Annotated in this window: 24 protein-coding genes; 17 read left to right on the forward strand and 7 right to left on the reverse strand. The window is 36.6% G+C overall.

Annotation, left to right across the window (positions count from 1 at the left end; genetic code table 11):
• Positions 1-38 precede the first annotated feature (38 nt).
• The 17 genes from CGC47_RS06410 to CGC47_RS06490 all read left to right on the forward strand — a co-directional run bounded on the left by CGC47_RS06410 (position 39) and on the right by CGC47_RS06490 (position 10421).
• Complete coding sequence (locus CGC47_RS06410) at positions 39-992, forward strand: hypothetical protein (protein WP_042002347.1); 954 nt, start codon at positions 39-41, stop codon at positions 990-992.
• 75 nt (positions 993-1067) lie between these two features.
• Positions 1068-1490: an SMI1/KNR4 family protein gene (locus CGC47_RS06415; RefSeq protein ID WP_042002349.1), complete on the forward strand. Its 423-nt coding sequence runs from the start codon at positions 1068-1070 to the stop codon at positions 1488-1490.
• An 84-nt stretch (positions 1491-1574) separates the two neighbouring features.
• The gene (locus CGC47_RS06420; RefSeq protein WP_042002351.1) at positions 1575-2033 is read left to right on the forward strand and encodes a hypothetical protein; all 459 of its coding nucleotides are present in this window, start codon (positions 1575-1577) and stop codon (positions 2031-2033) included.
• A gap of 59 nt (positions 2034-2092) precedes the next feature.
• Complete coding sequence (locus CGC47_RS06425; protein ID WP_042002353.1) at positions 2093-2560, forward strand: hypothetical protein; 468 nt, start codon at positions 2093-2095, stop codon at positions 2558-2560.
• 29 nt (positions 2561-2589) lie between these two features.
• Positions 2590-3033 (forward strand): hypothetical protein, encoded by a 444-nt coding sequence (locus CGC47_RS06430; RefSeq protein ID WP_042002355.1) that lies wholly within the window; start codon positions 2590-2592, stop codon positions 3031-3033.
• Between the two features lie 125 nt (positions 3034-3158).
• Positions 3159-3602 (forward strand): hypothetical protein, encoded by a 444-nt coding sequence (locus CGC47_RS06435; protein WP_041913968.1) that lies wholly within the window; start codon positions 3159-3161, stop codon positions 3600-3602.
• A 32-nt stretch (positions 3603-3634) separates the two neighbouring features.
• Complete coding sequence (locus tag CGC47_RS06440; protein WP_095900139.1) at positions 3635-4195, forward strand: suppressor of fused domain protein; 561 nt, start codon at positions 3635-3637, stop codon at positions 4193-4195.
• Positions 4196-4504: 309 nt separating this feature from the next.
• Entirely contained in the window at positions 4505-4873 is a 369-nt protein-coding gene (locus tag CGC47_RS10790) for a hypothetical protein (RefSeq protein ID WP_123874155.1), read from the forward strand.
• Between the two features lie 321 nt (positions 4874-5194).
• Positions 5195-5635, forward strand: a complete 441-nt coding sequence (locus CGC47_RS06450) for a hypothetical protein (RefSeq protein WP_147269754.1) — start codon at positions 5195-5197, stop codon at positions 5633-5635.
• A gap of 23 nt (positions 5636-5658) precedes the next feature.
• On the forward strand, positions 5659-5886 hold the full coding sequence (locus CGC47_RS06455) for a hypothetical protein (protein WP_042001368.1): 228 nt from the start codon (positions 5659-5661) through the stop codon (positions 5884-5886).
• A 7-nt stretch (positions 5887-5893) separates the two neighbouring features.
• Positions 5894-6379: a hypothetical protein gene (locus CGC47_RS06460; protein WP_042001365.1), complete on the forward strand. Its 486-nt coding sequence runs from the start codon at positions 5894-5896 to the stop codon at positions 6377-6379.
• Between the two features lie 4 nt (positions 6380-6383).
• The gene (locus CGC47_RS06465) at positions 6384-6671 is read left to right on the forward strand and encodes a hypothetical protein (RefSeq protein ID WP_095900141.1); all 288 of its coding nucleotides are present in this window, start codon (positions 6384-6386) and stop codon (positions 6669-6671) included.
• 23 nt (positions 6672-6694) lie between these two features.
• Positions 6695-8152 (forward strand): DKNYY domain-containing protein, encoded by a 1458-nt coding sequence (locus CGC47_RS06470; protein ID WP_095900142.1) that lies wholly within the window; start codon positions 6695-6697, stop codon positions 8150-8152.
• A gap of 17 nt (positions 8153-8169) precedes the next feature.
• On the forward strand, positions 8170-8745 hold the full coding sequence (locus CGC47_RS06475) for a hypothetical protein (protein ID WP_095900143.1): 576 nt from the start codon (positions 8170-8172) through the stop codon (positions 8743-8745).
• A gap of 26 nt (positions 8746-8771) precedes the next feature.
• A complete protein-coding gene (locus CGC47_RS06480) occupies positions 8772-9386 on the forward strand; it encodes a hypothetical protein (protein ID WP_042001401.1) in 615 nt (204 codons plus the stop codon).
• 42 nt (positions 9387-9428) lie between these two features.
• Complete coding sequence (locus CGC47_RS06485) at positions 9429-10040, forward strand: hypothetical protein (RefSeq protein ID WP_042001356.1); 612 nt, start codon at positions 9429-9431, stop codon at positions 10038-10040.
• A 57-nt stretch (positions 10041-10097) separates the two neighbouring features.
• On the forward strand, positions 10098-10421 hold the full coding sequence (locus CGC47_RS06490; RefSeq protein WP_095900144.1) for a transposase: 324 nt from the start codon (positions 10098-10100) through the stop codon (positions 10419-10421).
• Between the two features lie 78 nt (positions 10422-10499).
• Here CGC47_RS06490 and CGC47_RS06495 read toward each other — a convergent pair whose 3' ends face one another.
• The 7 genes from CGC47_RS06495 to CGC47_RS06525 all read right to left on the reverse strand — a co-directional run bounded on the left by CGC47_RS06495 (position 10500) and on the right by CGC47_RS06525 (position 20635).
• Positions 10500-12257, reverse strand: a complete 1758-nt coding sequence (locus CGC47_RS06495; RefSeq protein ID WP_095900382.1) for an alpha-amylase family glycosyl hydrolase — start codon at positions 12255-12257, stop codon at positions 10500-10502.
• Between the two features lie 205 nt (positions 12258-12462).
• A complete protein-coding gene (locus tag CGC47_RS06500; RefSeq protein WP_095900145.1) occupies positions 12463-14574 on the reverse strand; it encodes a glycoside hydrolase family 97 protein in 2112 nt (703 codons plus the stop codon).
• A 129-nt stretch (positions 14575-14703) separates the two neighbouring features.
• Positions 14704-15066 carry a four helix bundle protein gene (locus tag CGC47_RS06505; RefSeq protein WP_013998321.1) on the reverse strand — a complete coding sequence of 121 codons (363 nt, stop codon included), beginning with the start codon at positions 15064-15066 and terminating at the stop codon, positions 14704-14706.
• Positions 15067-15290: 224 nt separating this feature from the next.
• Positions 15291-16703 (reverse strand): alpha-amylase, encoded by a 1413-nt coding sequence (locus CGC47_RS06510; RefSeq protein WP_042001351.1) that lies wholly within the window; start codon positions 16701-16703, stop codon positions 15291-15293.
• A gap of 174 nt (positions 16704-16877) precedes the next feature.
• Positions 16878-17555 carry a DUF6261 family protein gene (locus CGC47_RS06515; protein ID WP_041913693.1) on the reverse strand — a complete coding sequence of 226 codons (678 nt, stop codon included), beginning with the start codon at positions 17553-17555 and terminating at the stop codon, positions 16878-16880.
• A 476-nt stretch (positions 17556-18031) separates the two neighbouring features.
• A complete protein-coding gene (locus CGC47_RS06520) occupies positions 18032-19036 on the reverse strand; it encodes a SusE domain-containing protein (RefSeq protein WP_042001397.1) in 1005 nt (334 codons plus the stop codon).
• Between the two features lie 18 nt (positions 19037-19054).
• Positions 19055-20635, reverse strand: coding sequence for a RagB/SusD family nutrient uptake outer membrane protein (locus CGC47_RS06525; protein ID WP_042001348.1), 1581 nt, complete (start codon positions 20633-20635; stop codon positions 19055-19057).
• Between the last annotated feature and the right edge of the window lie 11 nt (positions 20636-20646).

Here is a 20646-nt window from a genome sequence, read left to right on the forward strand (position 1 = left end):
GTAGTCGCAGGAAATTAGTAAAAAGTTTAAAAAATACAATGATGAATATTATAAAAGAAGTAGAGGTAAACAATTATCCTGAGGATAACACCCCCGTTATCAATGTGTTTGATAATGGTACGAGTTTTTTGTTGTTTGAAGAATTTCCTATGGATGAAGAGGAAAATTATTTTTCGGAAGAGGAAAGTGACAATTTTGAGCAGATTTTATCCGAACTGATAGGCGTTAAAGTTGCTCAAGAAGACAGAGGGTGTTTTGTTTTAATGACCAATGACCTGCAAAAAATACAACAGGTAAAGGATTATTTAGAGGGGAAAAAGGTTGTTAAGAACAAAGTGCGGAAGAATCTGAGAGCAAGAGAAATAGATGCTATTATTAAAGAGCAAACCGAAGCGTTTTTTAAACAAGAAGGTTTTAAGTATGTAAAAAAGAGTATTGGTTATGTAAAGAAAACAAAAGACTATCATATTTCTTATGGTTTTGTACATTGTGAATATCACCCTGAATATATGTATGATATTGTACTTTTTGTACAGCTTACAGAAGTAGAAAAAATATTCGGTAAAATAGATGGATTTGGGATTTTAGGACATACCTTCGTTTTTGAATTATCTTATTTCTTAGACATAGAATACTGGTTCAACTATAACCCTAAATGGCGTATAAGAACAGAGGAAGATATTCCAGCTTTTAGTCAGGCGCTAATAGATTCTTATACTAAATATGTAAAAGATTTTATTCCCTTTATTACCCAACCTGAGAATATGCTGAATTTTTTATTAGAGCAGATAGCTACAGGGGCAAGATATGCTAATGATGAAAATGTTTTTATAAGGGCTTTAATTTTGATGAAACTTTTAAATTATCCGATAGAAGAAATACAAAAAAGATTAGCGGAATTTAAGTCTAAATTGGCTAATTATCGGGAAGATTTAAAACAAAGGTATTATAAACAAATGGACGATGTGGTTGCGGGAAATTGGTATGAATGACAGTATTTTTAAAGACAACTCATACTCCCCATACGATATGGTGCATTGGCAAGGGTAAATTAAAATAAAAACATTATGGAATTTTCACAAACAGAACAAAAGCTTACCTTGGCGGATATGGATGATTTTGAAAGAAAAATCGGGCTAAAACTTCCGCAAGATTTTAAAGAACACTATCTAAAATTCAACGGAGGCTATCCTTCTTTTGAGTATGTAAAAGGGCTGAGAAATATTTTTACGATAAATGGTTTTGATTCCATTAAATATGGAGCACTTCCCATAGAAAAACTAATAGACGACTTTCGAGAAAGTGGTGTGGATTTTAATAATAAAATTCCTTTTGCAAATGATAATGGCGATAATATCTTCTTAATTTCATTAGATGATTCAGATTATGGTAAGATTTATATCATTGAAGCCGAATTTTTAGAGGATAAAAATTATATTTTAGTTTCCGAATCTTTTACGGATTTTCTAAATTCGTTCTTTAATGAGTGATTTTTTTGCATAATATCATCAAGAAAAAGTTTATAACTTTGACATCGCTGACAACATCGGTTCAAAAATAAATTAGCTATAAAAATGGAAAAATTCAAAGTGAAAGAATTAGAAAATAAGTTTGAAAACTTTATTTTCAACATAGATGATTATTTGGAAAGTATTCAGAATAAAGCAAAATCGCAAGGTTTAGACTTTGATTTGAGTATCAAAAGTGTAGATTTGATAGAAAAATATATCGTAAATAACGATATTACTATCGAAAACGATGATTACAACGATTTGTCGGCATATTTAGGAGAAGTTATTAGACGAAATTTTCAAAATGCACAATGGAAATGCAACTTAGACAAAGAAAATAATTCGCTTTATTATGGTTTTCCTGCGATAGAAGGACACTCAACGGAAGGGATATTGTTGTCTCCTTTTCATCTGATAAAAGCATTTATTTTACGCAAAAAAGAAAGACTATTATTGGGAGCTATTGAAAACCAAATAAATCCTGAATTGATAGATTGGTCTAATTTCCCAACCGAAAAATAGCTTAACCGAATACTTCACAGTTTATTATCTAAATATAGAATAGTCAGTCCGTTATAAAGATGAAACAAAGATTAAATAAAAAAATAGAGCAAGAAAAATTACAACAATTTATTTTTGAAATAGATGATATTCTTGAAAAGTTTATAGATGAATTAAGTCAAGAGGGATATGATTTGGATTATACTCTTGAAAGCCTTTCTACTTTAGAGAAGTTTATTCTTAATAAAGACATAACCAACCAAGATGAGCATATAAACATCAGGACATATTGTTGGATATATTTGGGAGAGACTTTTAGGCGTATTGCCCAAAAAGGAATTTGGGAAGTAAGTATGAATGAAGATAACACAATGAACTATGGCTTATATGTAATTGCACATTACAATGAAGAAGAAACGGAGTTTGTTCCTATAAGATATATCAAAGCATTTATAATCAAAAAAGAACAAGGTTTTTTAAAATCTGTTATTAAAAATCATATCAATCCTGATGTTATTGATTTAGAAAATTTCCCAACCGAAAAATAGCTTAACCTAATATGTAAAAAGGAAATGTTATGAGCTACACACAAGATAATTTCCAAGATTGGATTTTTTATATTGATGATAAAATGGACGATTTTACCCAAAATTTCGCCCAACAACATCATCTTATATTGGATTATAGTATCCAATCTTTGGATGATTTAGAACAATGGATATTTACCAACTTTGAGAATAATACGCTGTTAATAGAAAATGCAAAACTATTAGATTTATTAACGATATATATCGGAGAAACATTTAGAAAGCATATCGGTGGAAAATGGGTTATGGATACCGAAAATAAAAAAAACGCTTACTATATGTTTCCTGTATTATGGAGTGAAAACTTCAAGGGAGTTATTTATAAATCTCCTAGAACTTATGCTACCGCTTGTATTTCCAGAAAAAAAGGAAATTATATCAGCACGATTTTAAAAAATAATATGGCAGATATGGGAATTGAAGTTGGGGAGTGATTTTTTAATGAGTAAATATTTTTTTAGAACAATGAAGCCAAGTCAATATCAAATCTAATGTGATAGATTGGTCTGATTTCCCAACCGAAAAACAAATTGACCCAATATGTAAAAAAAGAAATATTATGAGCTACACACAAGATAATTTCCAAGATTGGATTTTTTATATTGATGATAAAATGGATGATTTTACCCAAAATTTTGCCCAACAACATCATCTTACATTGGATTATAGTATCCAATCTTTGGATGATTTGGAACAATGGATATTTACCAACTTTGAGAATAATACGCTGTTGATAGAAAATGCAAAACTATTAGATTTATTAACGATATATATCGGAGAAACATTTAGAAAACATATCGGCGGAAAATGGGTTATGGATACCGAAAATAAAAAAAACGCTTACTATATGTTGCCTGTTTTAACAGATAAAAAATATAAAGTAGAAAAATATGTTGCTCCTTCAACATTTGCTACCGCTTGTATTTCCAGAAAAAAAGGAAATTATATCAGCACGATTTTAAAAAATAATATGGCAGATATGGGAATTGCAATTGGGGAGTGATTTTTTAATGAGTAAATTATTTTTTTAGAACAATGAAACCAAGTCAATATCAAATTAATTTATTTAAAAAATTGTCCCCAATACTTGGGACACAGCCAAAAGTAGAGCTTTATGGTGACGAAACAGGGGATTTTTCTATAAGGATACTCTCTTGTCCTGACCCTGTCGATGAAAAAGTACTTTTTTATAGTACATTAGGGTTGTCTGAATTAGCTTCTGAGAATAATCATACAGAAATATTAGCAGCTTCTTATGTTCAGTTTAAAGATTTTTCTAATGTATTAAGCTCTATTGCTTTTTTTATTTTGAAAGATAAATGGAAATCAGTAGAAGGAGCTGTTTTCCAAACTTTAATAGAAATGTATTATCCAAATATAGAAATGAAGCATATTTACTTTACTTCCCCTTTCTTGTGGGAAGATAAATTGGAGGAATTTTCTATAAATGAAGTTAATACTAATTTTTTATTAGCAATTCCCATTTCTAATAATGAGTTAGAGTATTTAACTCAATATGGAAAAGATGCTTTGGAAGATTTATTTGAGCAAAAGAATATTGATATTTTTGATATTGAAAGAGAATCTGTGTTATAAATACATAAAAAAGAAATAAAAAACCACGCGTGGTTTTATCTAAGACCTAATGTGGTTTTGCTCAAAACCTAATGTGGTTTCACTCAAAACATAGCTATGTTTTTATTGAAATGTAGTTATGTTTTTTTATAAACATAGCGGTTTTACCCTCATTACCAAAAAGTTTATAACTTTGACATCGCCGACAATGAAAATTATTATGTTGCCGAAGATTGTATTTTGGTGCATAATGGAATGTACAAGCATTGGATAGTAGTGGCGGTTATTTACTTGATAGTGCATATCCATCTATCCTTAAAATTAATCACTATGGAAAAAGAAATAGAATTATTAAAAGCAATTTTGGCTGAAAACTTCAAATATTATAAATATAATGAAGCTGTTAAGAGAGTAATTGTAACTTTGGAAAAAGGAAATATTTCTAATGAAATATGGATTAAAATAAAAATTCTTATAAATAATAGATTATTACCAAAAGGGGCAGCCTTTGATTTGGTTGCTTATGATGCAAATTTACCTCTTAATGAAGATACGGAGCAGGAAGCTTATAGATGGCTAGATTTATTTATTAAGAATGTAGAAAATAAAAATAATATTGTTGAGTATGGTCAAGAATTAGAAAATAATAAATCCTCCCACAACAGCATCAATGGTAGGGGCTTTACGAAGGAAGAATGAGAGACTCTATCAAGAAAGATTATCGCAAATACATTGAAAAGAAATAAAAAACCACGCGTAGTTTTATCTAAAACCTAATGTGGTTTCACTCAAAACATAGCTATGTTTTTATTGAAATGTAGTTATGTTTTTTGAAAAAAGAAAATGAAAATAACATCAAAATAGTCATTATAGCAAACAAAGATTTATAAAAATGAAAAACAGATTTTACCATTTCATAATGTTCGTTTTTCCCTTATTGGTTACCATTTTTTTATATCTGTTGTAAAGAAAACAGATTCCAATTTACAGCCTGTCAGAGAAATGGTAGTTGCTGAAAAATTGAAAACAAATAAAATAACAATTGATAAACACGCCAGTAAAAGAAGGGTTTATTTTTTCGTTGAAAAACAAAATCAAAAAATAAAATTTGAAAGAAAATATAATGGCTTCGTTACCAATTGGGCAAAAGCGGCAGAATATAAAAAATACGAAAATAACGAGACACAATATTTCTTTGTAGAAAAAAATACACCGTTCAACGCCAAGGAAAGTATTCCTTTTTTCGGGCTTAATCAGTCTGAAAAAAATCTTGCCTATTATTGGGATATTTTTCTTTTTTTTAGAGAGAAATATTTTTTTGCATTGCTATCATTATTTATTGGCTTTATCTTTGGCGGTGGTTATTTGGTTGATAATTCTGGCGGAATTTCTTCAAATAAATCGTTGAGTATTATGTTCTTCTTAAATATTGTTTATTTGTTGTTTTTAATGATTGGCTGATAACACAGATACATTTTCATATTATGAGAAAAAGGAATAAAAAATATGGGGTTGCAATGGTCGGTTTTTTGGCAGGTGTAATTTTCTATCTGTTTGGCGTAATGGTGTCCAATTCAGAAGTTTCGTCGGTAGCTCCTACGCTCAGAGAACTATTGCGAAACGTGGACTACGTTTTTTTGTTTTTATACGGAATTATAGGCTTTATAACGCTATATATTGTGATAAAAATGTTTAATAAATTGACCCAATAGATTAAAGATGAATATATTTAGCGTTTTATTTGTACTATGTAGCCTGATTACTTTTGGGCTTTGCTTTTTAATCATTGCAAAAATAATTCTTTTGTACAAACAAGCACAAGGCGATACATCGCCACCTTTTCAAGTGCCTAAGGGGTTTCCGAGATTTAAAAACAAATGGATAGATAGGTTGGTTATCTTACTGATTTTTAATCTTCTTGGCTTGTCTGTGCTTTTTTCATCGGGGCGGCTTTCTGGTGGGCGTGGCATTCCTTTGGATGTATTTGTTGAAAATATCGGTAATTATTTGATTATTATTACTACGATTAATCTGCTGATGTTGAGTTTGATGTATCTTTTTAATAAAACCCAAATGCTTTGGCTTAAAAGACTAAAAATGGCGTGGTATTATGAAGCTATTTTATGGGCTGTATTGCTCTTACTGACTTTATATTTAGGGCTTTCTGTGCAAAACAAAATAGAAATACTAATGATGGCAGGTTGATTTTATGAAAGAAGATTGTATTTATTTTATAGGAATTACGTTTTATCTATTGGTATTGGCATTGTGTATGATTTTATTTCGTAAGAAAAACATCACAAGCCTTCGATTTCTTTTATTATCGGCTTTGTTTTTATTGATGCTCAATATCATATATTGGGTTGCGATAAGGATGTTTACTAATTCGTATGAGGGCGTGCTTTTGGTTTATGCCGCAGTGGTGCTAAATGTCATCGCCATTCCAACCATAGCCATATTGTCAATGTTAAAACATAAAAAAAAATCAAAAATTTAAACTTTAAAACCCTAATTTTGCATATGATTTCACAAAAAAACATAAAACAGCTACTGATGATGGCACTTATCGCACTGGGCGGATTGGCATTGCTAATTGTATTGGCTTTGATGAATAATCTTTCACAGCCCAATTTGGCGACAGCACAGCGTATTGGCACGTCTATTTTTTATCATCACGACAAAAAAGTTTATGCCGAAGTGGCAGGGGCTGGATATTTGCCAATATATGGTGCTGACCCCGAATCATTTGAGGCGTTAGAAGGCATTAATCAGTCCGTCGGTTGGGATAAAAACAAGGTCTATTGTGGCAATGGCGTTCTTGACGGAATGAAAGGCCCCGTAAAGGCGTTGGGCAACGGACTTTATAGCGATGGCACCACTACTTATTATTGTTCATTTACCGCAGAAAACATCAAAACCAATATGGTTGTTTATTTTTTAAAGTCAGTATTTTATACACTGACAGGTAAAAAATATTCTGACTATCAATACACAACCATTAAAATAGATGATACAGGAAAAGAATTTCACCCCATAAATGACATTTACGCACTCAGCTCTGATAGTACACAGTTTTATTATAAAGGACAGCTTATTCAAGGGGCGAAAGCGCGTATTTTTGCCATTGCCGATGCCACCGATTATTTTAGCGATGGTAAGCAACTATTTTATCAAAGCAACCCGCTGGATGCTACTTATAGTCCCGATTGGGCATCCGCTCGTTATAGTGCGTGGGGCGATTTTCAGGTGCTGTATCATAAAAACGGCGGACAGATTTTTGTAGATGGCAAAGAACTCAATCCCAATCAACCGCCTTATAAAGTGTTTTCACTAAGTGAACTTTACGCACAGCATTTGTTTTTTTACGACGATAATACGATTTATGCCTATGATAATCAGCAAAATAAAGCGATAGCAATCGGCAAAAACCATTTGAACTTGGGCAAATTTACTGAGTTTTCCGATGGCTATTTCACTGATGGTAAAGATATTTTGTATTTTAGCTCTTACGAAGACTGGCCGCAAGGTCGCCGTAATAATTATATGGGGCTAAGGGCATTTACCACGATGCTGAACAAGGTCAAAACTTCATCGGCAGGGGCGTGGACAAGCTGGGGCAATCCTAAGCTAAATCTGTGGCAAAAAGGCGATGAGCTTTATTATTTTGACACACACGGACGCGGTCAATATGGCTTCCTTTCTGAAAAAGCCAAAGAGGGTGAAATCATTGCGGGGGCGTATCGCATTGCCGATCGTGATGCCTTGCAAGCTGCCATACAGCACGACAGCCAATTATCAGACAGTAAAGTAGAGCAGCTGATTGACGATGGCGTTTTTGTTGTCGCAGAAAATGACGTTTTGTTTTCTGTTACCACCAAAATAAAAGACGACACTTCTCATCTGGTGTTTTGGGTGTTGATTTTTGGCGTTGCCATTGCCGCTTTGGTGCTGTATTATTTAAAGTTTTCAAAAAGATAGTCCATCAATCCTAAAAAATGATGAAAGACGTAAAATTACAATTTAGAAGACATAGCCTATCAGCCTTATGGAAAAGTGTATTGCTTTTTTTAATTTTATTTCTTTTGTGGGATAATTCGTTTTTATCCAAATTTTTAAGTACAACAAGCTCAATGGCTATAATAACGCTACTATGTATGTGGGTGAATGTACATTTTTCTAAAATCATCTCAATTCAAGTCAGTGACGATGTTATAAAAATTATTGATGTAAAAACCAATAAGGCGACCATATTTTTAAACCATACGATTAACAATTATCATTTTACGACTTCTAAAAAAGGTTGGTTGGATATTTTGAGGATACAAGTTGATGGAAGAAATAAATATTTTTGGTTAGGCAACATAAATTTTGAAGGATTGGATAAAGCCGATGTGTTAAATAAGCATTGCTTATCAGAAAAGTTAGAAAAAGCGTTTCCGACAAGGAAAAAGAAAACCAATATAGATTTTGTCATATTATTTTCAGGGACGAAACTGCCTTATATCTTGGCTGTTATGGCAATTGGTATGGTAATATTCCTTTTGGTTTATGTTTTCTTTTTTATAGAATGAAATAAATGTTTAAGGTAAAAAAATTTATGAACAAAAATTCTAACACACCGACCCCAAACAAACGCACAGAAGTCATCCGACTTTTTGCCATTCTAATACCTACTAGTTTTGTGCTCTTCTTTGGCTGGCTGGGCTTGGTGATTCTGTTCGGTAAAATGGGCTTGGAGCTGTCTGCCGAACGCGTATTATTGGGCGTTATCGCTCTGATGATTGGCGTGGGGTGGGCTTGGCTGAGCCTAAAAGGAAGAATGCCCCTCCAAGAGGGCGAAACTCTGTCCAGTCCGCCGCCCCCTGCAAGAAATCTTATAGAAAAACTGATGCGAGGGCTGTTTTTGCTGGTCGGAATCGTGGTTTATGTGGCTGTGGCAATGATGCCCGATGCGATGACGTCTTCTTTTTTGCGTATCTTTTCTTTTGGACGCGTAGGCGATACACTGGGAATGTTGGCTTTATTGGGAATGCTTTTGGTGGCTGGCGTGTTTTATCTGATTGCCACCATAAAAAACAAACTCCTGCCCCATAAAAAATCCCTAGAAGAAAGCCCCTATGCCCATTGGTATTTAATGGCTATGCTCAACTGGGTGATGTTTTTCGTGATTATTGCCCTTGCGATGCTTGGGATTGAGATAACTATGAAATAGCGACATCAACAATTTTTAAACCGTAAAAAAAACGAAACAACAATGAACACACCCCCTAACACACCGACCCCAAACAAACGCAAGGGAATCTTGCAGTTGCTTTTAGCAATGCTAACTATGTTTGTGTTTTTTTTCACTTGGCTGGGCTTGGTAATTCTGGGCAATAAAATGGGCTTGGAGCTGTCTGCCACACGCTTATTTTTGAGTCTTATTGCTCTGGCAATTGGTGGAGCATGGGTTTGGCTGAGCCTAAAAGGAAGAATGCCCCTCCAAGAGGGCGAAACTCTGTACAGTCCGCCGCCCCCTGCAAGAAATCTTATAGAAAAACTGATGCGAGGGCTGTTTTTACTGGTCGGAATCGTGGTTTATGTGGCTGTGGCAATGCTACCCGATGCGATGGTGTCTTCTTTTTTGCGTATCTTTTCTTTTGGACGCGTAGGCGATACACTGGGAATGTTGGCTTTGTTAGGAATGTTTTTGGTGGCTGGCGTGTTCTACCTGATTGCCGCCATAAAAAACAAACTTTCGCCCCATAAAAAATCCGAAGAATACAACCCTTATGCTCATTGGTATGTAACGACTATGATCAACTGGGTGCTATTTTTCGTGGTCATTGTCCTTGGAATGTATATGATTGAGAGATTGGTGAAATAGCGATAAAATAGCCATATCGGTCATTTTAAACCCAAAAATTTATACCTTTACGAAAAATTGAGGCTAAAAAACGCTAAAAAAGCCCCAATTAAAACCATTAATACGAATGTAATGTGGAACAACCTATCGGATGTCAAGGTAGAAGAGCATGTAAACCACAGCCTATCGGCAATGAAATTCTGCGGTATGCAGCTGGAGGATAATGTTACGAGCTACAGTGTTTTAAGCCGATTTCGCCCCGAGATTACCGAAAAGAAAGCCTTTGATTCTTTGCTTTCTGAAATCAATCATCAGTTAGAAAAACATAGGATCATCATTCATCAAGGCGTAAAGGTAGATGCCAGTATCACGCAGCTAATGATACTTGACCTTATCCATTAATATGAATGAACTAAACCAGTCTTAATTTTACGAATTCATCGTTATAAATAAAATAGCTATGAACTAATTTTATGAACTTTACAACTTAAACACGAGTGATTGTAATGGAGCAACATCCACACGCATTTTTCCTTGTCCGTTGGTGACGTGTAGGATTGTTTTTTGGTTTTCGTAAAGGACATCGGTTGTGGTGTACGCCCCGTCGTTTAAAAACCAACTTCCAACCACAAACTGAGGAATTTGCAAATCAAATCCAAATGCGTCCGTATCACTAAAATTCACAACAATAATCCACTGGTTTTCTTCATCACCTCGTACAAAAGCATACACTTTATCATTGTAGAATTCGGTATGTTTTCGGTTATGTTCGTGTATGTCAGCATAAAATCCGTTTACGTCCAAATTAAGCAAACGTTTGTAGAAATCACGAAGTTGTTTCTCATTTTCAGAAAGTTGTCCTCCGTCAAATTGCTTATTATTTACCCAACGTTGGTGTGCGGGAACGCCCACATAATCGAAAATGGAAGTACGTGACGGACTACCAAAACCGCCTCGTTCTGCTCCTTTTTCGCCCACTTCTTGTCCAAAATATATCATTATAGGTGCATCACTAATGAGAGAGGAAACCACCATGGCGGGTTTTGCTTTTTCAGCATATCCAGCAAATTCAGGCGAGGCGATACGCTGCTCGTCGTGATTTTCTAAAAAGTGAAGCATATTTTCTGAAATATCCGATAACTCCTTCTGTATGGGAGCAATAGCATCGGTGGTGCGTCCGTGTGAGATAATCCCTCGAAGTGTGTCGTACAATTGTACTTTATCGTATAAATAGTCCATTTTTCCTTTACGGATATAATCGCGGTAGGCTTTTGGGTTGTAGATTTCTGCCAACAAAAAAGCATCAGGATTTTTCATTTTGATGTTGGAATTCAGATAACTCCAAAATTCTACGGGAACCATCTCTGCCATATCAAAACGGAAGCCATCTACTCCTAAATCAAGCCAAAAAAGTGCAATATCTCTGAATTTTATCCACGTATTGGGCAGATTTTTTCCTTCCCAAAAAGAAAAATGTGCTTTGTAATCCTTGTCGTTGAAATCGTCCGAAAGTTCGGGAAAATCTTTTGTGCCATCGGGACGGATACCAAAATTAAGTTTTACGGTTTCGTACCAATCATTGAAGTCAGGTTTGGATTTGCGTGAGCCATTGCCTGTCCATTTCGCAGGAAATTCGTGAAATTTTTGCTTTTCAGTGAAAGATTCGCCACCCAAAGGCAAATAACCTTCGGCATAATTAGGTACTTCAAAGGCTTCACTAGGGTTGTAGTAAAAGTTATTGTTCACATCGTATTGTACAGAAGTGTTGTCTTCTTCCCCAAAACCTTTGATTCCGTTTGGTTTTGAGATACTTTCGTACTTACGAGCCACGTGATTGGGAACAATATCGATGATTACCTTGAGTCCGTTTTTGTGGGTGCGTTCAATCAAGGCTTTGAATTCCTCCAAGCGATTTTCGGGATTGTCTGCCAAATCGGGATTTACGTTGTAGTAATCTTTCACGGCATAAGGCGAACCAGCACGTCCTTTTACCACTTCGGGAGAGTCGTCAGACACGCCAATAGCCCTGTAATCACCCACCAAAGCGTGATGCGGAACGCCTGTAAACCAGATGTGTGTAGCTCCCAAATCCTTAATTTCTTGCAGAGCTTTGTCGGTAAAATCCGAAAATTTACCCACACCATTTTCTTCTTTTGTTCCCCAAGGTTTGTTGTTTGTATTGGTATTGCCAAAAAGACGCGTAAATACCTGATAGATTACTTTTTTTTCTCGTTTCATCGAATCTGAATTTGTTTTTTCGGGTACAGAGACATCCTTACAAGAAAATATCCCTAAAAGGATTACTACTGAAAGGGCAAAAATACTTTTTTTCATAATATGACTAAAATAGCGAGTAAAAAGACTACCCAAAAACAAATATCTAATCATTTGTTTCAATTAGCCATTTATTTGAGTAGTCTTCTTTAAACTATGAATAAACTTTTTACTTCTTGATTTCCTTGATACTCACAGCATACCCACCGCCTTCTTTAGCTACGAGGGTAAGGGTGGTGTTGGCATCTACTTTTCTTTTGGTAATAGTGTACGCTTTAGGATTGTTTTTATAGTGTGCGTTTTTGGCATCGGCATAGATGGTGGCTTCATATTTCTTGTTTTTATCTAAGAAATTGAGTTTTAGTTTCGATGTATGTCCGTTTTCATTGGCTGTGCAACCGATATACCAATCGTTACTATGCTTATCTTTACGAGCCACGGTAATATATCTGCCAGGTTCTGCCTCTAAATAGATACTTTTTTGCCAATCTACAGGAACGTCTTTAATAAATTGAAAGGCATCTAAATATTTACTGTAATTTTCAGGCAAATCAGCTGCCATTTGTAACGGACTATACATTGTGAGGTATAGAGCCAATTGCTTTGCCAAGGTACTACGTGCATAGCTTCCGTTGTCAGGATTTACGTTCCAAATTTGGGTTTCAAAAATTCCTGGAGTGTAATCCATTGGTCCGCCTTGCAAACGTGTAAACGGAAGTACGGTGGTATGGAAGGGTTTATTTCCTCCGAAAGATTCAAATTCGGTTCCACGAGCCGACTCATTTCCGATAAGGTTCGGATAAGTACGACAAAGCCCCGTAGGACGTACTGCCTCGTGTGCATTAACCATAATTTTGTATTTAGCTGCCTCGGTTACGGCATACAAATAATGATTTACAAGCCATTGCCCATAATGATGTTCGCCTCGTGGCACAATATCACCTACATAGCCACTCTTTACAGCATTATAACCGTAGTCATTCATAAGCTGATACGCTTTATGCATATGTCGTTCGTAATTTCTTACAGAAGAAGAGGTTTCGTGATGCATCATCAGTTTTACTCCTTTGGAATGGGCATATTCGTTCAAGGCTTTGAGGTCAAAATCAGGATAAGGAGTTACAAAATCAAACACGTAATCCTTTTTATGTCCAAACCAATCTTCCCAACCTACATTCCAACCTTCTACTAACACTTGGTCGAAGCCGTGTTGTGCTGCAAAGTCGATGTACTTACGTACGTTTTGGTTATTTGCGGCGTGTTTTCCGTTAGTCTTTAATTTTGTATAATCTACTTTATCAAGTTGAATAGAAGGTAACTCATCGGTGTATGCCCACGAAGATTTTCCTGAAATCATTTCCCACCAAACACCGATGTATTTCACAGGTTTTATCCACGAAGTGTCTTCGTACGCACAAGGGTCATTTAGATTCAAAATCAGTCGTGAAGCCAAAATATTACGAGCATCATCACTAACCATAATGGTACGCCAAGGGGTGTGGCAAGGAGCTTGTAGATGCGCTTTATCGCCCGTAGCATCGGGAGTCAAATGCGATTGGAACACGAAATTAGAATCATTGAGGTTCAAGTGCATACACGAGTAATCTACCAAAGCTGCTTCGTGTAGATTGATATAAAGTCCGCTATCAGTTTTCATCATTAGAGAAGTTTGCACTCCTGTGCGTGAAAACGGTGTTTGTGAGGCGTTATGATTGATGGCTCCTTGATTTAATAGGCGTATCTGAGAGAGTTTTGACTCGGTATAGTCGTACTCTTGGGTATCGTAATCGCCTACTATCCACCACGCTGTGTGGTCGCCCGTCATTGCAAACTCCGTCCATTCCTCTACCACCGTAAAATAGGTCAGATGCTTCTGCTCAGGAAACTCATAACGGAAACCTACACCATCATTATACACTCGAAAACGAATATTCATAAAACGATCTGAAGTCTTTTGATGAAGCGACACCAAAAGCTCGTTATAATGATTACGAATATGGCTTTCTTCGCCCCAAACAGGTTGCCACGTTTCATCAAAAGTAGATTTTTCTTCCTTAATAACCTTAAAATCAGCAATTAAATCAGTAGTATTTTTAAGCTCCAAGCCCATATAACTTTGCTTGATTACTTCCTGATTCTTGTACCAAATCTTATAAAAAGGTTTTCCTGACGGATTTAGCTCAAAGGTAACTTTTACATTACCATCAGGCGAAATTTGTGTGTTTTGTGCTTGAGATTGCCACCCCAAAAGGCAACAAAGGATAATAGATATTTTTTTCATTACAACTTTTTTTATTTAATTATGAACTACGAGAACCAATTACGAATTACGAGAGTCAATTACGAATTACGGCTCTAACTTTCGTAATTCGTAATTCGAAATTTGTAATTTAAAATTCGCAATTCATTATTATGTTTTTAGTTTATTTTTAATTGTTATTTGTATTTTCCCAATGATTTTAGCTATTTCTTTGGCGTCGTTTAGCAAACTGATACTTTGTTCTTCTGTGAGAAAATCGGTTGCTTCTAATAATCGTAGCCAATATATCGTTTCTCGAGTTTCTTTATAAGCAATACTTATCTTTGATAAAAAATCTTTATCCGATTGTGCTCCAATAGCTTCTTCAACATTTGCCCCAATTGATGTGCCACACCTCAGCAACTGCTTCGACAAAACCCGTTCGTTATACTCTGAAACTATATAACGATATACATTCACAATCCGAACTGCAAAAGCAAATGTTTTCTCTTGAATGATATTGTCTTTCCTCATCTTAACACTTAAATTAATTACGAATTACGGAACCAATTACGAATTACGAGAACCAATTACGAATTACGGAATCAATTACGAATTACGAGAATTAATTACGAATTACGAGAATTAATTACGAATTACGAGAATCAATTACGAATTACGGAACCAATTACGAATTACGGCTCTAACTTTCGTAATTTGTAATTCGTAATTTGTAATTTAAAAATCGAAATCCGTAATTATTTTGAAATTGACCAAACCCCATAGCTATTTGCTCCCACCGTGATGGTTACCTTTCCGTTAGCATCGGTGACAGGACGTGTGGCACTCTGTTGGGTATAATCTATCAAAGTTTTGTTTTTCCAATGTGTAGGAATGGTACGCGTAGCAGGGGCATTTCCACTGTTGAGGAAAAGCATCAATCCAGGGCTGTTTTCATCGCCTAAACGGAAATCAATAAATTCGGTATCGGAAGCCAAATAGAATTTCTCCTCGCCTACGGCCAAACTACGGTGAATGAGTAACAGATTCTGTATTTTGGCTTTGAATTCATCATTTTCGTAATCCGAAATAAAAATAGTTGGATAGCCGCTATGGGTGAGCATATAGGCATACGCCAAGAGTTTTCGTTCTTTACTGATTATATTATCAAGATTTTTGTCTTTCTCGGTATCGTGATTAGCAACGAAAGTAACCGCCTTATCAGGATAGATGGTTCGAAGCATTTGGTTGCCCATTAAGTGTCGCATATCATTTTTGTCCAAAGCCTGTTCCAATTTATAGAAACACGCAAAGTCAAAAGCCGGAACTCCTCCGCTTTCATCTACCCAATTTTTGAGCTTTTGAGCGTCGCCGTCCCAATATTCTCCTACGGCAAAGCCCCCTACCGAAGCCATCCAATCTTTCACTACCCAAGCGCCAAAACTTTTGACATAATCGAAACGCCATCCGTCAAATTTCATTGTGTTTTTGTAATATTTGGCTACAGACTCATCCGATTTCCAAAGCCAATTCTGTACATATTCCTTATGATGGCAGAGGTCTTGTTCTGAAAAGAAATCAGCAGCTTCATCACAACAATGGTAATCATTCGGATGGAAGTCCAAATGACTGCGGTTGAATTTTCCCGAAGCATTGCCGTGTTGCTCGTTGAACATCGTGTAAGTGTCTTTCCCACGCGTGATGTTATGTTCTAATCCGCCCCCCGAATTATGCCCCAATACCATATCGGCAATAACCTCTAAGCCGTTGTCGTGGGCTTTTTTTATTAGATTTTCCAATTCGGCACGCGAGCCAAAACGGGTCTCTACGGTGCCGTGTTGGTTATATTCGCCAAAATCAAAGTAATCCGACGGGTCATACCCCATTGAATACCCTCCTGATTGCCCCTTGGTGGCAGGTGGCAACCAAATTCGGTTTACGCCATTAGCTTTCCAATCGGTGAGTTTGGTAGCTGTCAAATTCCACCAATCGCCACGAGGTTCTACATCCCAATAAAAAGTCTGCATCATTACCCGATTGCCGTTATCCATTGCCGAGAGATTCAGCGGAGTAACCTCCTGTGGCGGTGTGGGAGCATCGTTATTATCCTTTTTACCGCATTGAAACAGTAGCAGACTAACGAAAACCATTGTTAAAATATTTTTTTTCATAAGTATGAAATCAATTACGAATTACGAGTTACAAATTACGAATTACGGTTCTTGCCCCTTGTTACTTTTTCCTTGTTTCTTGAAACTTGGAACTTGAAACTTGGAACTTGGAACTTGAAACTTTATCCTTTTAACTTTATCCTTGATTCTTGAAACTTGAAACTTTTCCCTTGACTATTGAGTTACTTTTTTTATCTCTTCATTGATAGAATTTACCAAATTTTGATATGCTTGTATTCCTTTTACGATGGTCAAACCATTGATTAGAGTAATAAGTTTGGTAAATGTTGTTTGCATTTGGGCACGAGTGGTTTGGGTTTTGCCCACCTCAACGGCTCCTTGCTCTTGGGTGCGGTCGGTGTGAATTGAAGCAAAGGCTTCATTAACTTGTGCAAGTTGCTCAATCCATTGCTCGGCTCCGATGAGCGTTACCATAGCTTTTACTTGAGTAGCGGCTAAATCATCGAGCAGATTACGAATGATAGCCGTTTCTTCACGGAAGGATTGCTTCTGTGGTGATTTACCATATTTTTCGTTGATTAGTACCAATTTTTTAGCAGCTTCAGCCTTCTCTTTCACCGGAAAATTCACAAATAACTTACAATGCCCAATGTAGCCCATCAGTAGTATATCGCGCTGATTGTCCAATTCGGTGATTCGTTGCGTGTACTCGCTCTTTCGCACGGGCTTTAACGAGGCTTCAAAGGCATTAAAATCTCGGTCAAAATCCGTTTTAATAGCCGTAAGTTCCAAATTAGCAAGATCTTCTTTCTCTAAAAAGTTTTTTACATTCGCCATCACTTGGGCAAATTCCATCAGGCGAACTCTTGATAAATTATGCTTCGAAATCATATTTTTATATTTTTTTATGTTTTTACTTGATGTTTATAGGTAAGTTTATATAATTTGTCTTCTACTTCTGTTCTTTTTAAAGTAATTTTTCTCTTTTTATTTATTACAATAGTACAAAACCCACCGATCTTATGTTTTTGTACCCTTACAAAAGTGGAAATCTGCCCGATTTTATACCCTTGTTGGCTTACAACAGAGTAAAACCCACCGATTTTGTGCTTTTGTACCCTTACAAAAATGCAAATCTGTCTGATTTTATAGATTTGTATCCTTACAAGAGGATAAAATTCAGGATTTAGAAAGACATAAACATTACATACAGACCCCGAAGTTACATATTTTTAAAACATAAAGCAAACATTTACCTGATTTTTAACATATTACCTCTTCCTCATCGTATAAAAAAACTTCGACTCTCTGCCCTGCGTATTAACAAAATTGCTTAGCCTAAGAGTCGAAGTTTGTCATTATAAAACCTATTTGATGGAATATGTAGGCGGTGTTACTGAGAAATCGACCGTAATGGTATATGTTCCTGCGGTAACGGGAATGTTAGCCCCTCCGGCTTCTAATACGCCATCAGCTTTATCATCTCCGTAGTTAGTATCCCAAGCATTATTCAAGCGAAATTTTATTTCGCCATTGACAAGGGTAACTGTTTTCTTCCAAGTATTGGTAGTTCCGTCATATTCTAATGGAATATCATCGTTATCTCCCCATCCTTTGGCTCCGTGTCCAATAATTCCCCACGTATATTTCTCAATGGTGTAGGTGTTTTCGTTAATGTTCCAAACGATTTTGTATATCCCTGCCGTAACAGGAATGTTAGCCCCTCCGTTTTCAAGGCTTCCATTTTTCCCGTCATCACCATAATTTTCTGCCCAAGCATTGTTTTTACGAAATTTGATTTCGCCGTCTTTCAAAGCCACATAAGCTATCCTTTCATTGCTATTGGTGGGGTTTTTCCAAAATGGAAGATCGGGACCATCCCACCCATTAGGTGTTGCGTGTCCTACAATACCCCATTCGGTGGGCTCGATAAGGTCAGCATAAGGTGTTATTTTAATGGTTTTTGCTTGGGTAGGAATACTATACGTATTACTAACGGCATCTTTAAGCGTTACTTTTACTTCTGCCTCTGTTCCTGCGGCAAGCTCTAAGTTGGCAAGTAAAATTTTGTTAAGTTCAACGTGAGAAAAACTATATGGCGATTTGGTTACGGATACCTCTTTGCTTTTTCCGTTGCTTTCCAACAAAATGCTGTACGAATGCCCCAAATTTAGGTTCAGCTGTTGCGTTTCCCACGAAACGCTAAGCGCTGTTTCACTTCCTTTCTCTTTGTCCAAAGCCAACGTATTGGCAGACAAACTCATTTCTATTTTAGCTTCGGCATTAAGCACCGCTTTCTCTTCATCTTTCTCACACGATGTGGCGACAAATAGCAGCCCGAATAATGTCCCTGCTTTGAATATATTTTTCATACCCATTTATTTTTACAATTAATATCCCGTATTTTGTTTTAAGTTCGGATTTGCCAATAGTACACTTGCCGGTATGGGGAAGATATTTCTGTGCTCACCTGTACCTACCCCTGTGATGGCACCTCCTTTGAATGTCCATAGATAGTCGGCTGTGGTGAATTTTCCGTAGCGAATCAAATCGGTACGACGCAATCCTTCCCAATACAACTCACGAGCACGTTCATCTAAGATAAAATCGGCGGTAAGTTCTGCTTCGGTAATAGGGGTTGCTCCTGCACGTGTGCGTAGTTGATTTACATAGCCTACCGCAGTTGCTTTGCTTCCACCTCCGCCACGTACTACAGCCTCAGCATAGTTCAAATAAATCTCTGCCAAACGAATGATAGGCAAATCCGTATCAGGGTGTTTCCCTGACGGGTCTTTTCCTTTGCCTCCTGTTGAAGTACGATTGGTAAACTTAGGCAGTGCGTAGCCTTCGGTGAATTTACTAATATCGCTGATTTCGTAGGACTGTCCATCGGTATAAAACATTGCTCGTTGGTCGTTCCAAGCTGTTGGCTCTCCGTTGGCATTGGTGGTTTTGGTCTCAAACTTGGCAACCAATTCCTTAGTGGTTCTAAGTCCCGCCCAATTCTCGGTAGTTCCGTAATTATCACGATTCATTGACCCACCTATAGATGCATTCACTAAGAAAGTAGTACCTCCCCACGTATTGGATTGAATTCCGTCATAACTCAACACGAAAATAAATTCGTTTTGAGCTCCGTTGGTATCGTTATCTGCCATAAACAATTGTCTGTAATCATTATGCAAGGCATATCCTGAGTTGATTACTTTTTCGGCATACGCAACACAATCAGCATAACGCTCGGTGCCTACCCACATTTGTGCATTCAGATACAAACGGCTCAGTAGCGCTTGTGCAGCGGCAGCATCTACACGACCGTACTCGTTGGATTTGGTAGCTTTCAATTCGCCCTCAATGGCTTTCAATTCGCTTTCTACAAATTGGAATATTTCCTGACGGTTGCTTTGCGTAGGTAAAGTAGCTTGTACTTTGGTAGCTAATGGCACATTGGCAAACAAATCCATCAAGCAATAGTACGAATAGGCACGTAAGAAACGAGCCTCAGCAATGAATGTTCTCACCTGAGCATCGGAGCTTAACGCTTCTGCATTGGTGATAAATGAATTGGCAAAGGAAATTTGTTGCCCCAAGCGGTTGTACAATCCGTTAAGAAATACATCGGAACTTGACCAACTTAGATGATGAAAATCCTTAATGGTTTGGTCAGCCCACCCTATTACAGCGGTTTCTGTAGTAAGCTCTTGTGCTTGGAAGTATAGCCGCGTGAATTGTGAAAATCCTTCATCTATTCCGGCTACATCACCTTGCCCTGCGGGTCCTTGTTGTCCGGTTAAGGCATAGGAAGCATAGACCTTAGCCAAAGCACTTTTGGCTTGTGATGGATTGGCGAACACTTCTTTATCGGTAAAGCTATCGGGGTCAATAGGCGACTGATCAAGGTCTTTCATACAGCTCGTTAGCGACAAGGCTAAAGCTAATCCGAATATCTTATATGTGGTATATCTTTTCATTTTTCAAAAAT

The organism is Capnocytophaga canimorsus, assembly GCF_002302565.1.
GTDB classification, from domain to species: Bacteria; Bacteroidota; Bacteroidia; order Flavobacteriales; family Flavobacteriaceae; genus Capnocytophaga; species Capnocytophaga canimorsus.